Genomic DNA, 11,635 nt, shown 5'->3' with positions numbered 1-11,635 from the left:
CTTTAATTTATCAGATTGAACAATATCCCAAATATCAGAGAACCGGTCAGGGCAAAAGACACATACATGATGAATATCTTTTTTCTCACGATCCCCCAGACAGCAGCCATTGCCGGCAGGGTGGTGATTGGTCCCGATATCAGGAAGGCTAAAGCGGCTCCTTCACTCATTCCCAGTTCCAGCAGACCGCCAATTAAAGGCAGCGCGGTAAGATTACTTGTATAAAAGGGAATTCCCACCAGGGACGCGGTTATTATGGACATAAGCCCGTTACCGCCCAGGATGTTTGAAATTGATTCCTGGGGTACGTAAAACTGGATGAGAGCATTTATAATGAAAGCCAGCGTCATGAATTTGGTCACCATAAGCGTTGCCTTCATTGTTTCCCTGGATACTTTATTCCAGACAGATACCTTCTCTGAGGAGCAGGTTTTAGAGCTACAGGTTTTTGTTTCCTGGGTTTGACCACTGGTTACAGGCTCAGAGTCTAAATCGGTTGCTGAAACACAACAGTTCAGCGTTGCGGTATTATTCCCGTTTGCCACTAACTGCACTTCTCTTTTCGCTACACTATCTCCTGCAAAGATCATCTTCAGGCTTTCCCATGCCTTTTCAGTGGCAACTTTCAACGGACTTTTAGCAGATGTTGTCATATCCTTTTTCAGAATATCGGCTCCAAGCCAGCCTTTTACCATACATACATGGGTAATGTAACCTGAAAGCAGACTTATAAAAAGTGTTGCAGCAAGTCTCCAGACAGATAGCTCCCATCCAATGGTAGCCGTACTCAAAAAGAAGATCTCGGGATCCATGGATGGGGATGCGATCCAGAAGGACATCACCGGTGCCAGAGGCACGCCCCCGATAAGTAAGGATGCAATAACCGGAATAACTCCGCAGGAGCAAAAAGGGCTAAAAGCGCCAATGATGGTGGCCAGTAAGACCGAGACCAAAGGTTTTGCGTCTACAATTCGGTGGATCCTTTTTGACACTCCAGATACATTTACAAATACCGCAATGGGAATCGTAATCACCAGGTAGGGCCAGATATGAATAAATGAGTCAACAACAAATTCTGCGATTCTAATAACTTGTTCCATTTTATCTCTTTTAATTAAACATTTCGAAAAAGCTCTTTATATAGAGACGAAATGAGATTAAAAAAGACGCAAATTTTTTAGCAGGAATCAGAATAACACTGAGAAGTGCCTTTGAAAAGCGTTATTTATATACTGAATATTGAAAAAAGATTGCTTTTTCAACATCTTGATGACCGTTGGAAGTATCAGTTTTTATTGCAATTAGTAATAATCCAGTCAGAGTATGTCTTTAAATATTCTTTTACAAAAAATGGTGGAGGAATACCTTCCCCAAACTTCCATTCGAGTAATGAATGGTCGCCTTTATCAAATTTCACAACTTTTATATTCTTATATCCCTCAAAGTTTGAAATTGTTTCTAATGGTGGGAAGGATTGATTGTCATTTCCAATAAGAACGAGAATATTGGTATCTGTTTTGTCTAAATATTCCTTTGGATTAAAGTTCATTACCTTATGCCACCATGGGTAATAGTAAAGTTCAGTAGAGAAATCTTCGCCTGCCTCGAACCAGGCTTTATGCTGTGATTCCATGATCTTGTTTTCTAATTGTACACGCTTTAGCGAATCATTATCAAATGCCAGAATTTCCTGATAAAGACTTTTAGCTTCCTCAACATCCTGATCGCTGAAATTCTTTCTTTCCAGCCGGTAAGTTAATTCCCGTAAGCTTTGTTGAAATGGAGAGGTGCCGGAAGCCGATACCATTAAAATAAAATCTATTTTCTCTAAGGAATCCACAATAAGGCTAACCCATTCACCTTCACTTACGGCAAAAAGTCCCACCTTTTCAAAACTATTTTGAGATTTTATCTTTTTAATTGCAGAAATAGCGTCATTAGCATAACCGCTATAACCAACTTCATAAGTTTCTCCCCCTGATTTCCCGCTACCTCGTTTATCGTAAGTAAAACTGGCAATTCCCTGTCGGGCTAAATGACGGGCATGAAAAGCATATTCTTTTCTTGTTTCACTTCCTGAACCATGAATAAAAACTATTACACATTTACTTTTTTTAAACTTTGGCTGATAAAGAGTCCCATAGAAATCCTTTCTATCATTCTGAAAAGTAATTTCGCTCTCATCGTAGAGGAAATAATATTCCCTAACAGAAAGAATCAATAAAATGAGAGAGAGGAATAATGTCAGGTAATAATATGGTTTTCTTTCTTTTATGAGAAAGTAACTGAAAATTGAAACTAGAATACCAGACAGGATTACTACAAAGAATCTAGTATCTACAATCACCCCTATTGCAGTGAAATTAGCCCAAAAAAGCAGATAACCTAAAATCAAAAAAAATATGATCAGCAACTTTCTCATATAAAAAATTAATGCCAACGGCCTCACATAATACAAGCTGGCTGATTAGGGAGCGTGGTCACGATAGTTATCGGGATGACCGCTTATTGTTTTGTCGATTAGTGTTCTAAGTTAGCAACTTTGTTGAATGCCATGTATTGCCCTCATTAATCACTGGTGGCGATAGATCTTACTTCTTCAATTTCATTTTCTAGTCTTTCATTTACATCAATTTTAGCGGTTGTAAAAACGAGGATCGTTGCTCCATATTCCCGGGCATACCGGTTTGTTATGGAATCGGCTATAATTCCCGATTCAAAATACTGACTTGTATCCTTAAGCTCCTTATCTTTTTCATCGTATGATTTGATGCGAATAAGGTTTTTATATGGTTGATCAAGCTCAAACCAGTTTATATAATCCGCATTAAAAGAAACCGCCTTTATTCCTTTCTTTGAATAATAATTTATTGCTCCCGCCTGGCCATAATTATCACAAAGTACGAGGGTTTGTTCTGAACCTGGAATTAGGCTATATACAGAATCTACTTTTTGGGCAAGTTCTTTCCATCCAAGCATATCGGCATAATCCTGGGGTATTAAATGGTCTTTCCCATCTTCCCATCTAAGCAGTCCTAATTCCCTGTATTTTTCAGAATTAGCAATGATATACTCCGGACTTTTATTAGGGAATGCAATATTGAATATGGGAATAAATAATAATACAGGAACTGCAATAGCAACCGGTTGTAAAAGGCTTTTTCTCCCGTCCTTTAACAGCTGTCCCAGAAAAACCGAACCAAATGAAATGTAGATTGGATAAAGACCAATGGCGTAATAGTCTTTAGCTCTCAAAATCATAAAGACAGCCAGTGTAAAAAAGAACGCCCAGAAAAATAATCTGAATTTTTTGAAAGGCTTATAAAAGACTAATGCGTAGAGGGCAGAAATGATCACAAATAAAGAACCTATAAAGAAAAATACCTGTGACTTTAAGAAGTCAAGCTTGTTCACATGCACCAACTGCCTGTTTGCCAGTTCGTTCATATGGTGAATAACCGGGAAATCATTCTGGTACTGCCAGAGAAGGTTTGGAGCAATTAGCAACAGCCCCAGAATTGCGGCTATATATAATTGCTTTAAACGGAAGATGCTTCGCTGTTCAGTTAATAAGATCGCAGGAATCAGGCCTATAACCAGAAAAACAATGTTGTACTTATTAAGGAATCCTAAGGCAAAGACCAAAGCTGCCATGTAGATCCATTTTGAATTTTCAGAATTGATATATCGTATAAGAATATAGTAGAACAGCGTCCAGCTCAATACATCGAAGCTGTTTGGCTGATATAAAGTGTTGAGCCTTAACAGTACCGACAATAGAACACAGGTCGCTCCCAGGATCAAAGCGAACAGGTTCCCTTTTAGTTGCTCAATACTTTTCCATACTACTACAATCGTCAATGCTCCGAAAAGGGCCGGGAAGAATTTGACCCAGAAAACAGAATTCCCCAGAAGATAAATTATTTTCGAGACCCATGCGATAAAGGGCGGAACGGATAAATATCCCCAGTCAAGGTGGTTCCCTAGATCGAGATGTAAGTATTCATCTCTTTGAAGATCGTATTCCGGACTTATTAAAATATATTGAAGTAAGAATTTTACCAATATAAATCCGAATAAGATCAATCTTTTTTTTGACATCATTTCCTGAATTTTACTCCAAAAAAATTACCGCCATCAGGATGTCGGCTTAAAACCCGGTGTACGGGTGAAGATAATTATTTCCTTTTAAAGCCTGCCTCCTGTTTATTATGCTTTTTCAGGCAGGGTTTTGTATACCTTATCAAGTAGCTTTTGATTCACCAGGGCATCTTTTAAACCCGGAAATTCAAAATTATCCTTCCCTTCCAAAGCCTGTTTAATTCTTTGTCCCAGGAAAAAGCTCCCGATCGTAAAAAGGTTATTATCAAAGCCCGTAAACAGACTTTGGTCATAATTTAAATCCACCTTTTTAACTGAATTATCATTCTCAAGGAGAAGTTCGTTGTTCTCAAGCTTTAATTTACCGCCGGATCCTTTTACTTCAAACAGAAGTTTTTCTTCTTTATCACTCATCTGACTGATAAAGATTTCACCGAATACTTTATCCGGATACTCCAGTTTCAGATATGCCTCATCATCAGCAGTCACTTCTCTTAGACGCCCCTTATTATCTTCTTTTTCCGGTTGATAAATATGTAGCTTAGTCTCTATTATTTTCTGGTAATTCCCGAAAAGATAATTTCCCAGATCAATAAAATGTCCCCCAACCAGGTTTAAATATCCTCCACCCAGTTGTAGGTCATTAGACCAGTCCCATTTTATTTCTTTGTTGAGGGCGCTATTGTTCAAGTATTCAAAATGGAAAGACTCTACACGTCCAATTCTGTTTTCTCCAATAAGATCTTTCATCTTAATGAAATGGGGAGTAAACCTTAATTCATAATCAATTATCTCAAGCTTATTTTTCCGGGAGATTAGATCTTCTATCTCTCCGGCTGATAAAAAAGGTGCCTCACAAATGAAAGCTTTACCAGATCTCCTGGCATACCTGATAACTTCAGAATGCATGAAGGTGGGTAAAACGATACTTACAAGATCAATCTTAGGTGATTCGATCAATTTTTTCCAGTCGGTATAAATTTCCGGGATCGAGTATCTATCAGCTATGGCTTTTGCCTTGTCGTAACTTCTGGAAAAAATGGCCTGTGGGATAAGTCCGCTCTTTTGAAAAGCTTTGATCTGACCTATATCGGTCCAACCCGTTCCAATGAATCCAATTTTAGTCATTAATTCTCTTCAAAATGTTGTCTAAAGGTCCCGGTTATCGAAAGTTGCCAGACCAGGAACTCGGTCCCGACCGCTATCGGGAGGTCGGTTTAAGACCTGTTTGGGTGAAATTACTTATTTTCTTTCTAAAGCTGCCGTTATGAGCTATTACAACCAGTAATTATTTAATAGTCTTTTTAAAATATAAATGCAGAACCCTTCCGCTATTAATTTCAAAACCTACAATTTTTCCTTCTTCGTTACGATCAAATATTATGTTTTGCATCCACCAATGAGGGCTTGTAAACTGATTAATAGTAATAGGTTCAAGTTTAACATCTTCATATTTCTTATGCTGCAAAATTAGGTGATCGCCATTAGATTTAATTTTATATTCAGAGTCCAACTCATCATTTTTAAAGCTCCCAACATATTCTTCATTATCTATTGCAGTCGAATCAATTGGCGTATATTTTTTTAATAGTTGCTTCTCATCAAAAGAGTAAAATTCAAAAGAATTATGATCATCACTGCTAAATTTCACTTTCCCATTACCATTAAATATTGAAAATGTTGATTCAGACAAAGGAATTAATTGTTCCGCTCCCCAATTAAATTTCAAGAATAAATCAGTGCTATCAATTAATTCGCAAGTCAATCCCTGATCACTGTAATAATTCCCGATTTTCTTTTTACTTAAACTTTGCTCATATTCTTTAGCGTTATTTTCCTGTTTCTCTTCAGGCAGAAATATATCTGCAATTTCCATTGCTTTTCCATAAGCACTTATATCTGCAAGATTGCTAAAAACAATAATCCCTAAATCTTCTTCAGGGAACCTAACCACAAATGACCTGAATCCGGCATCTGAACCACCATGACCAATCATTTTCCTTCCTTTGTATCTTTCTATCGAAAGTCCAAAGGCATATGTCAAAGTATCTCCAGAATTGAGCACCCCTAATTCATGCATTTGATTTACAACTTCCATTCCTCCTACTTTCCCTGTGTTTAAGTTATTTAACCATTTCGCTTCATCTTCAACCGTCGTAAATAAACTAGTTGCCCCCACGGTAGAGTAACTTAGTATGCTCTTTTTAAAAGAAGTACTGTCTATTGAATTATATGAGTAAGCCCGGTTTTTAACTATTTCTTCATAATTGTCGTGGAAGTGAGTGTTGTTCATATCCAGGGGCTTAAAAATCTCCTGTTCGGCAAATTCTCTCAGAGTATTTCCACTTACTTTTTCAACTATCTCTGCCAATAAAGTATATCCGGTATTACAGTAAAGATGCCTTTCTCCGGGGTCAAAGTTCAGCCTCTTTTGATTTTCAACAAGTTTAATGATATGATCCTGTTTTATCACATCATCTATACGTGTGCCGCTTATAGCAAGCAGCTGCCATTGATCTCTTAATCCACTGGTATGATAAATTAAATTCTTTATAGTTATTTTTTTTCCGAAGTCGGGCACGTAAGGAAGGTGTTTGCGAATATCATCTTCCAGGGAAAGCTTACCTCGTTCTGCTAATAAGGCGATACAGTAATTTGTAAACTGTTTGGATTCTGAGGCAATGTGAAATATTGTATTTGTTTGTATGGGAATATCATATTCCAGATTAGCCATTCCATATCCTTTTTTGAAAATAACTTCTCCATTTTTAACAACTGCAACCGCAACTCCCGGTGTGGAATCATTGTTCCATTTTTGAAAAATGCTGTCTATTTTTGTTGTAAGTCCTGTATCCGATTCAGTTTCTAATCTTTGTTGACAGGAGCAGAAGAGACCAAGACAAATCAAACTGAATAAATAAAATAAAGAATTTAAGTTTTTCATTTTTCTTTTATTGATTGTAAAACTTAGGATTATCGCAAGTTGTCGGAGCAGAGATGCCGAGCCTATACCCTTTATTTAGGATGAATTCGTGTTGTGTACAGTTAATTATTGGTTTGAATTATGCCTTTATAAAAACTATCTAAAAACAGGGAATTATGAGTGTCATTTTCATAAAATTCTTTTGTCAGGATAATTGATTCATCGCTCTCAAGTACTTCTATAAATTCTTCTACCTTAATCTTGTGGAATTCGGGTTCTGGTTGATACGTTAGATGAATTTTTAAGCTTTTAGATGATTTAGAGTCTTTGAATCTCGAAATCACTTCCCCATTACTATACCAAATCGAAGGGTCATACATGTGCAGGACTTCAAAAGGATGATCTAGGGATAGGATGTAACTACCAAAGTAACCTCCATAAGAATGGCCTATCAAGGTTTCATGTTTATTGGTAGAATATTTATCATTTACTTCTGGAATTAATTCTTTTGTCAAATAGGAATAGAATTGCATTCCTTTGCCAGAATTGGAGTCATTATACCAAGTAGAATCTACTTTTTCACCATCATACTCGATCCTCGAATTACTAAAAGTTAAGTCTTGTCCTCTTTTATTTTCCCAATCAATATGAGGTATGCCAATTACTATAGAATTCTCTATTTTTTTATGTGCTCCCAGATCAAATGTTATGTTTTTGATTAAATCAAATCTCCATTCAGCATCCAAAACATAGATGACAGGATACTTTATAGAATCAGAATACTTAAGAGGTAAACTAACCCAATAATCTCTATCCTCATTTAAATATTCAGACTTAATAGTGTGTCTGATCATCTTATTTACGCATAAAGATTCTTGTGCTAAACCATTTAAGGTGAGTAAAAAAAATATGATTATTATACTAGGTCTCATTCTTAGATTAAATTTCACATAACATTATCATCCGGATAGGTATCGGGAGGTTGATTCATGATTTGGTCTTTGGCCAAGATAATTATTTTCTTACTAACGGTACCGTCTACTGGCGATTAACCGATGTAGTACCACGTTTGTTAGTTCGGAGCTGGTTGAAAAGGATATTTTAAAACTTTGGACCCAAGTCCGGTAAAATAAATTTCATTTTGATCATAAGACCAGAATAAACCAGTGAGTGGACCGGTTAAAGGATTCCACATATCAGGATGTCCAATATCAATTACTGATTCTCCCAAATGTGTTTTCCTTACCCATTCCTTTTGCTTTTCTTCATTCATTTCAGATTTTGCAGAAAATACTTCATGTCTGCTTTTGTCATTTTTGTCGATTGCAAAAATTTTATTTTGCATTAATGATGCTACCCAAATATTGCCATTGGGACCTCTCTCTAAATTATCAGGTGATAGAATAATTGAGTACTGTTCTTTATTTCTAAGAGTGTCTTTACTCACTTGAAATCTTATAATTCTATCCATTCTGAATTCTGCAACATATACATGTTCTTCACTTTCATCCATCGTGATTCCATTCGCAAAAAACAGGCTATCTGCCATCATTTTTGGTTTAAATGAATTGCTATTTTTCTCTTTTTTTAAACGATATAATGCTCCGGTAGGGATTGGATTTGCAAATGCTTCATCAAGAGCTTCTGTAGTACCATTTGGGTTTTCTGCTGATTGCGTAAACCAAATATTTCCTTCTCTGTCTTTGTAGATATTGTTAATTCCGTAATTGTGTCGATAAATAATTTCCGAAGTTTCTTTTTCAATATTAATACGATAAATTTCTCCGGAATTCACACATGATACAAGAATATGTTTTCCATTCCTTTCAAGAAAGACCCCTCTGGCTCCACCATCAGAATATCCTGCTTTTTTCATATTCCCGAATGATTTTGTTGATCCGTCTTCTAATATTACATGCAGCCCATCTTCATTATCAGCTACGATTATTCTTCCATCCGGAAGGCCCGCACCATCTTCAGGAAGGTATAAATCTGCGGAACCTGGTATTGAATTTTCAATTGAATAAGAATAATTCGGAAAGCTTTTCTGAACAACTTTCGGGTTTTTCTCCTTTGAGTTATTCTTTTCCTGATTAAAGGAGCAAGAAGTAACTATTAACAAAAGAAAAATTAATGGTAATTGGTAATTTTTCATCAATTATACCTGATTTAACCTTGAAAAAAATGCATTACAACGTTCTCGCATAATAACATGCGGCGCAGAATTATGGATGCGGATTTGTCGGCTTAGTATTAGTTTGTTGTTCAAGATAATTATTTTCTTTCTAATGCTATTGCTTATTGGCGATGAACCGTTTTTTATGCATCAATTTTAAATTATTTCAAGGTCAATATATGGGCAGACATATTAAACCTAACTTTTTGATCATCATCAACATATTGATAAAGCTTTTTTTTAGCTTCTCTTTGTAAGCTGGAATATTGTTGATCAGTTATTTTATCTGCTATTGGTGATGCCTTAACATCACAATCAATCCAGTGTTCTATTGATGGGAATTCAACAAAGCTTTGAATAGTCTCAAGTTCATAACCCGGAGTTTTACTCAGTTTAAGAATTTTGTCAATTAGATCTTTATCCCCCAGGTTAAAAGGAGATCTGAGAATGAGGCCTAAATCCTTCCCTCCAATATTTTCTACTAGTTGTAAAAGGTCAAAATAGCCTTCATTGGCTTCAACTTTATCCCAGATGGCAATAATGATTTTTCCATTTTTTCTTTTAACTCTATTCATTTCCATTATTGCTTTGACCGGGTCCTTAAAAAACATAAGCCCAAACTGGCAGCTTATCTTTTCGAATGAGTCATTTTCAAAGGGTAGGTTTTCAGCATTTCCTTTTACCCAGTTTATTTCAGGATCAATTTCAGAAGCAACTTCCAGCATCCCTGGGTTAATATCACATCCTGTTATTTTTAAATTCTCAATTTTTTTATCTCTTGCAGTCCGGGCTACAATTCCGGTTCCACAGGCTACATCTAATAGATGATCTGACTCTTTCAGGGATAATTTTTGGACGCTTATTTCTGCCCATTTTTGAAACAGCGATGGGACAAAATTCTTTTCGTAGAACTTTGCTCCCTTTTTTTGTAACTGGTAAGTATTATTATCATCCATCCCGAAATTCTTTTTGCCAGGAGCATACAGGTCTCATATATGAATACGAAAAAGCGGGAGACGTAGGGCCATATTCCCAGCCACTGGGGGGATCACCCTGCCGGGAAGTATGTTAACACCGGGTGTGTTTTAAGTTAGTGATTTTCCTTCTAATCCTGTCCCCTTTTCGCGATAAATGTAGGTGAAACTACTGTCAATCCTATATTGACCTAAATACATAGACCTGGAGAAAATTAAAAAATACTGATATTCTCAATTTATTTAAACTTCAATAAAAAGACGTTTCAAGGGGCAAGCTTATCGCGAGGGGCAGGCTTAAGACCTGGTTCGCTGGGCAGGTTAATTATTTTTTGCTAACGGTGCCGTCTATTTGAGTTATGCGTTGTTCTACGCAGTTTTTTCTCTTACTTTAATTAGTTTTTGCTGATACTCATCTTCTGAAATTATACCTTTTGCCTTTAGACTATCTAATTCTGATACTAATTTTTTAATCTCTCTTTCTTTTATTTGCTTAGCTCTCTTTTCCAATCCTAGATTCTTTGCATACTGAATTTTCGCCTGATACTCGGATTCTGAAATTATGTTTTTTTGTCTTAGTTTTTCTAAATTTTTGGTAGGATCTTTTTTGTTCTCATTAGATCTAACCAACATAAATACAACAAGAATTACAACAAAAAATCCTCCACCTCTCTGCAGTATTTTATTGTTTTTCTCTTTTCGAACTATTTCTACTGATAGAATATGATTAGCACCAAAAGCAAAAGGTGATACACCTAGATCCTTCTCATCTTTATAGTCTCTAAGGTCATTAATAGGAATCTGTCCGTTTTTTAGATCCTCAATAATAGATTTAGCTCTGTTCTCATTTTTAATGAAAAATAAAATTGTAATTCCAATGACAGTCAACATTATTATCATCAAGATTTGACTCACTTTCATAAAATACAGTTTAGTTGTTTTCCTATAATATCATTGTTTCTTTTAATCTGAAATGTTCTATACATATCCTCGTTTGAAAATTGGAATCTAAAAGAAGAAAGATCTCGGATTTTTAGAAGTTCCACGTCCTTTTCAGTCAGATTAAATTTTGCATGACAGATTTCACTTCCACCAATGTAATCTTTTTGACTGTCTATTAATTTAAGAGTTAATGTTTTTTCATCGTTTATGAAAACTAATAAATCCGAACCTATTGTATTCGATTTTTCCGTAAATCGTACTGTCAATATCAGTGAAATATCATTATATGTGGAGTTTATTGAAGCCCCAACTTGATATGTATTGTCGTATGCCACTAAAGAAGGAGTGCATTGTTTTGTTTCTACGTCGGAAATAATTTTTGTTGCACAATTACATTGTCCGTAAGTCAGGAAAGAATTAAAGAATAATAGTATTATCAGATTTAATTTCATCGATGGTTTTTTTTAAAATTGCGTAGAACGGTTTCGCTTATCGCAAGTTGCGGGAGTAGGGATGCGG

At 35.9% G+C, this 11,635-nt stretch carries 10 protein-coding genes; all 10 read right to left on the bottom strand.

The features are described from left to right. Positions 1-2: 2 nt before the first annotated feature. Complete coding sequence (locus EZJ28_RS01010) at positions 3-1,100, bottom strand: permease (RefSeq protein ID WP_131393960.1); 1,098 nt, start codon at positions 1,098-1,100, stop codon at positions 3-5. Positions 1,101-1,285: 185 nt separating this feature from the next. After that, entirely contained in the window at positions 1,286-2,422 is a 1,137-nt protein-coding gene (locus EZJ28_RS01005) for a S9 family peptidase (protein WP_131393958.1), read from the bottom strand. A gap of 146 nt (positions 2,423-2,568) precedes the next feature. Next, a complete protein-coding gene (locus EZJ28_RS01000) occupies positions 2,569-4,101 on the bottom strand; it encodes a glycosyltransferase family 39 protein (protein ID WP_131394836.1) in 1,533 nt (510 codons plus the stop codon). A gap of 108 nt (positions 4,102-4,209) precedes the next feature. Beyond that, positions 4,210-5,229 (bottom strand): Gfo/Idh/MocA family protein, encoded by a 1,020-nt coding sequence (locus EZJ28_RS00995; RefSeq protein WP_131393956.1) that lies wholly within the window; start codon positions 5,227-5,229, stop codon positions 4,210-4,212. 160 nt (positions 5,230-5,389) lie between these two features. Further along, entirely contained in the window at positions 5,390-7,045 is a 1,656-nt protein-coding gene (locus tag EZJ28_RS00990; RefSeq protein ID WP_131393954.1) for a serine hydrolase, read from the bottom strand. A 101-nt stretch (positions 7,046-7,146) separates the two neighbouring features. Continuing rightward, complete coding sequence (locus EZJ28_RS00985; RefSeq protein ID WP_131393952.1) at positions 7,147-7,956, bottom strand: alpha/beta hydrolase; 810 nt, start codon at positions 7,954-7,956, stop codon at positions 7,147-7,149. A gap of 140 nt (positions 7,957-8,096) precedes the next feature. Continuing rightward, positions 8,097-9,179: an SMP-30/gluconolactonase/LRE family protein gene (locus tag EZJ28_RS00980; protein WP_131393950.1), complete on the bottom strand. Its 1,083-nt coding sequence runs from the start codon at positions 9,177-9,179 to the stop codon at positions 8,097-8,099. 182 nt (positions 9,180-9,361) lie between these two features. Next, positions 9,362-10,156 carry a class I SAM-dependent methyltransferase gene (locus EZJ28_RS00975; RefSeq protein WP_131393948.1) on the bottom strand — a complete coding sequence of 265 codons (795 nt, stop codon included), beginning with the start codon at positions 10,154-10,156 and terminating at the stop codon, positions 9,362-9,364. 387 nt (positions 10,157-10,543) lie between these two features. Further along, positions 10,544-11,095 carry an SHOCT domain-containing protein gene (locus EZJ28_RS00970; protein WP_131393947.1) on the bottom strand — a complete coding sequence of 184 codons (552 nt, stop codon included), beginning with the start codon at positions 11,093-11,095 and terminating at the stop codon, positions 10,544-10,546. Continuing rightward, complete coding sequence (locus tag EZJ28_RS00965) at positions 11,092-11,568, bottom strand: hypothetical protein (RefSeq protein ID WP_131393945.1); 477 nt, start codon at positions 11,566-11,568, stop codon at positions 11,092-11,094. Before EZJ28_RS00965 ends, EZJ28_RS00970 begins: the two co-directional genes overlap by 4 nt. Between the last annotated feature and the right edge of the window lie 67 nt (positions 11,569-11,635).

This window comes from Gramella sp. KN1008, from assembly GCF_004332155.1.
Taxonomy (GTDB): domain Bacteria; phylum Bacteroidota; class Bacteroidia; order Flavobacteriales; family Flavobacteriaceae; genus Christiangramia.
This window is presented reverse-complemented; position numbering and strand designations above follow the sequence as displayed.

Excerpts from the sequence above, each read along its gene's own strand:
- EZJ28_RS00975 (WP_131393948.1), bottom strand. The coding sequence starts at position 10,156 with ATGGATGATAATAATACTTACCAGTTACAAAAAAAGGGAGCAAAGTTC.
- EZJ28_RS00980 (WP_131393950.1), bottom strand. The coding sequence starts at position 9,179 with ATGAAAAATTACCAATTACCATTAATTTTTCTTTTGTTAATAGTTACT.
- EZJ28_RS00995 (WP_131393956.1), bottom strand. The coding sequence starts at position 5,229 with ATGACTAAAATTGGATTCATTGGAACGGGTTGGACCGATATAGGTCAG.
- EZJ28_RS01005 (WP_131393958.1), bottom strand. The coding sequence starts at position 2,422 with ATGAGAAAGTTGCTGATCATATTTTTTTTGATTTTAGGTTATCTGCTT.
- EZJ28_RS00990 (WP_131393954.1), bottom strand. The coding sequence starts at position 7,045 with ATGAAAAACTTAAATTCTTTATTTTATTTATTCAGTTTGATTTGTCTT.
- EZJ28_RS00965 (WP_131393945.1), bottom strand. The coding sequence starts at position 11,568 with ATGAAATTAAATCTGATAATACTATTATTCTTTAATTCTTTCCTGACT.
- EZJ28_RS01000 (WP_131394836.1), bottom strand. The coding sequence starts at position 4,101 with ATGTCAAAAAAAAGATTGATCTTATTCGGATTTATATTGGTAAAATTC.
- EZJ28_RS01010 (WP_131393960.1), bottom strand. The coding sequence starts at position 1,100 with ATGGAACAAGTTATTAGAATCGCAGAATTTGTTGTTGACTCATTTATT.
- EZJ28_RS00970 (WP_131393947.1), bottom strand. The coding sequence starts at position 11,095 with ATGAAAGTGAGTCAAATCTTGATGATAATAATGTTGACTGTCATTGGA.
- EZJ28_RS00985 (WP_131393952.1), bottom strand. The coding sequence starts at position 7,956 with ATGAGACCTAGTATAATAATCATATTTTTTTTACTCACCTTAAATGGT.